Source organism: Bartonella refiksaydamii, assembly GCF_902652675.1.
In the GTDB taxonomy this organism is placed as follows: Bacteria; Pseudomonadota; Alphaproteobacteria; order Rhizobiales; family Rhizobiaceae; genus Bartonella; species Bartonella refiksaydamii.
Map to the genome: position 1 here is coordinate 1 of NZ_LR736344.1, position 2723 is coordinate 2723.

General features: G+C 39.9%; 4 protein-coding genes and 1 pseudogene. 2 read left to right on the forward strand and 3 right to left on the reverse strand.

The annotated features are described in order from the left end of the window. Positions 1 to 436, reverse strand: a pseudogene (locus GQO39_RS08210) (phage tail protein); the annotation flags it as partial. 400 nt (positions 437 to 836) lie between these two features. On the opposite strand from GQO39_RS08210, the gene GQO39_RS08215 reads away from it, so the two are divergent. Then, positions 837 to 1568 (forward strand): antA/AntB antirepressor family protein, encoded by a 732-nt coding sequence (locus tag GQO39_RS08215; protein ID WP_156851728.1) that lies wholly within the window; start codon positions 837 to 839, stop codon positions 1566 to 1568. Beyond that, positions 1565 to 1843 (forward strand): hypothetical protein, encoded by a 279-nt coding sequence (locus GQO39_RS08220; RefSeq protein WP_156851729.1) that lies wholly within the window; start codon positions 1565 to 1567, stop codon positions 1841 to 1843. Before GQO39_RS08215 ends, GQO39_RS08220 begins: the two co-directional genes overlap by 4 nt. A 58-nt stretch (positions 1844 to 1901) precedes the next feature. On the opposite strand, the gene GQO39_RS08225 is transcribed toward GQO39_RS08220, so the two are convergent. Together GQO39_RS08225 and GQO39_RS08230 are read right to left on the reverse strand one after the other, a co-directional pair. Next, positions 1902 to 2231, reverse strand: a complete 330-nt coding sequence (locus GQO39_RS08225) for a HigA family addiction module antitoxin (RefSeq protein ID WP_007552699.1) — start codon at positions 2229 to 2231, stop codon at positions 1902 to 1904. A gap of 33 nt (positions 2232 to 2264) precedes the next feature. After that, the gene (locus GQO39_RS08230; protein WP_156851730.1) at positions 2265 to 2540 is read right to left on the reverse strand and encodes a type II toxin-antitoxin system RelE/ParE family toxin; all 276 of its coding nucleotides are present in this window, start codon (positions 2538 to 2540) and stop codon (positions 2265 to 2267) included. Between the last annotated feature and the right edge of the window lie 183 nt (positions 2541 to 2723).

Genomic DNA, 2723 nt, shown 5'->3' on the forward strand with positions numbered 1-2723 from the left:
TGATAGGGCGTTTATGGGTAAAACCTGGGGCAATAAGAATGCGTGGTGTTTGTCCCAAAATGGATTGTGCCCCAATCAACGCATGGACACCTTCATAAGCGCCATTTGCGTTCACACCGCCTAGAACATTGGTCAATGTTGCGCTTTCATTGTCACCTTCGTTCACACGCACGACGACGACAATGGCGCCCACTTGTTTGAAAATCAGGTCAAGAGCATTGGGCAATGTGCCTTGACGCTTGCCTGTTTTATCCAGTTTAGCGGCTTGTGAAAGTGAACCTGAGACTAAAACGGGTGTGTTAAGAGGAAAGGCTTGTTCATCGGCATCGGGTGCTGTGCCAACAATCCCGATAACTGCCGATTGAACTGCGCGAAGGGGGCGTGTGCCGTCGTCAACCTCGACAACTTCAACACCGTGTAGAAAACCTGTTGCCATACTTTATGCTCCTTTAAACTATTGGCTAATGAGATGAATGGGAAAATGAGGGGCGAAATACTGTGTTTTTCAGTGCTCGGCATCCAGAGATGAATCAACAAAAATAAAAAAATTGTCGAAAGATGCTTGACATTATTGCGTCAATGTATATTTTCGAACCAGGTGCCTAAGAAACACCTTAAATCGATAGCGGATAGGTTGCCGACACAATCTCTTCTCCGCACATTAAAGACTTTGACTCATTATATGCTACATGCATATAATAGATTTGTCGGGTGTAGTTACGCTATACAATACTCTTTATGGGGAAAGCGTAACGACGGACTATCGACCGTGTTTCTTAGCGCCCGGCATTCTTCTGGAATGTCAATAAGAAACCTCTAATCGATAGGAGTTCACTATGAACACTCTTATAGAAATTAAAGAACGGGTTATTGATCAGGAAACTGTCCAAACTGTTAACGCACGTGATTTACATACGTTTTTAGAAATAAAAGCTTGCTTTAATGATTGGATTAAAAATCGCATTAAAGAATGTAAATTTCAGGAAAATATAAACTTTATAACGCTTACTAAAAATTTAGTAAGCGGTGGAAAGGTAAAAGAATACCACATCACATTAGACATGGCTAAACACCTTTCAATGATAGAGCGTAATGACAAAGGGCATGAGGCACGTCAATATTTTACCAAATGTGAACGGCTTTTAAAACAAGTAGCAACCCCACAAGTTGACTACTCCAAACCCGAAGCGTTGCTTGGTGTCTTGAATCACTTACAAAGTCAAATCGAGCAGAAAGATCATGTTATTGCAGAATTAGCACCAAAAGCAAAGGCTTTGGAAGGCTTAAAGCGCTCTGATGGGTTGTTTGGTCTTATTGAAGCAGCAAAGATGTTAGAGGTACGACCAAAGGATTTGACCAATTACTTGCGTCAAAATGATTGGGTATATCGCCGTATTCCGACTGGTCCATTGTTACCTTATCAGGATAAAATCAAGAAAGGTCTTATGGATTGCCCTGCTATTACCATTCAAAGACCAGATGGAACAGATAAGGTGCTCCCTTCAACTAAAATCACACCAAAGGGATTGGCATGTTTGAGAGAACAAATCTTTGGGGATGTACAATGAATACCAGTATCGACTTTTTATGCGATTTGTGGATGGCATTGTTTCAATTTTCTGATCGTGATGATGTAGAAGATAAGACTTTTAATGCTCTCATTGAGACCATGGATGCAATAGAAAAAGCTTTGATTTTAAAACTTCAAGAGGAATCGCCAAATGCACTTAGGATTTTGGCAATGATTACAAATTTTGGAACCTTAAAACCTCCTCCGATTATGGAGCCTTTGTTGAAAACTTACGAGCCAAGTTTGGAGAACCCCATTAAAAAAGCTGCTTAGACTTAAAACATGATTTTATCTCCTCGTCTTTTAGGCGGGGAGGTATGCAATTTCTTTCTTAACGGCTATGTTCCATTTGCATATCTACTTTTTTACTAGCTTCTAGCGTTGGAATAGAAGAAACATCTATATCCCGCAAGGCATGCCATGTATCATAATTGGCTTGAAGTTGTAGCCATAAGGCGGGTCCATTACCCAAAAGTTTGCCAATGCGAGCCGCTGTTACAGCTGTAACAGGACGTTCTCCTTTAAGGATGCCGTGCAAGTGCTGGCGTGATATTTGAAGAATCCGAGCAATTTCAGTTTTGCTTGTATCTAAATGCTCTAAAGATTCTGCTAAAATTTCTCCTGGATGAGAGGGACAGCGGTTAGGATTACGTGTGGTCATAGATAATCTCCTTTACAATTAATCTTACAATCTTCAATGGTATTGCTCTAGATCAACATGGTAAACGTGTCGGTCTTTAAATTCAAAAGTGATACACCAAGGACCGTTGATATGAACTGTGTAGCGAGTTGGAGTAAAGCCTTTAAGCATATGAAAGTTATAACCTGGTACATTGATATCACTAACTTGAGAAGCCGCGTCAAGGGTATCAAGACGGCGAATAATACGTTGTTGAAGCCTGCTATCAATCTTACATTTTCCTGTTTCCCAGAGAGATTGTAGGTCTTTATTTTTAAATGTTTTGATCATAGCAAACTCTGTAACGTCATTTTAAACAAAATGTAATGTATTATGCGACACATGTCAACAAAAATATTACAATTTAGTGCTATTGACGCCAACACTGTAGAACTAAAGGAACTTAAGAAATGAATATCAAACCACTTCGTACTGAAAGAGATTACCAAGAAGCTTTAGAAATTGTGTCTGCGA

What these genes read in the sequence shown, in the direction of transcription:
- GQO39_RS08215 (WP_156851728.1), top strand. Translation starts at nt 837, where the DNA reads ATGAACACTCTTATAGAAATTAAAGAACGGGTTATTGATCAGGAAACT.
- GQO39_RS08220 (WP_156851729.1), top strand. Translation starts at nt 1,565, where the DNA reads ATGAATACCAGTATCGACTTTTTATGCGATTTGTGGATGGCATTGTTT.
- GQO39_RS08225 (WP_007552699.1), bottom strand. Translation starts at nt 2,231, where the DNA reads ATGACCACACGTAATCCTAACCGCTGTCCCTCTCATCCAGGAGAAATT.
- GQO39_RS08230 (WP_156851730.1), bottom strand. Translation starts at nt 2,540, where the DNA reads ATGATCAAAACATTTAAAAATAAAGACCTACAATCTCTCTGGGAAACA.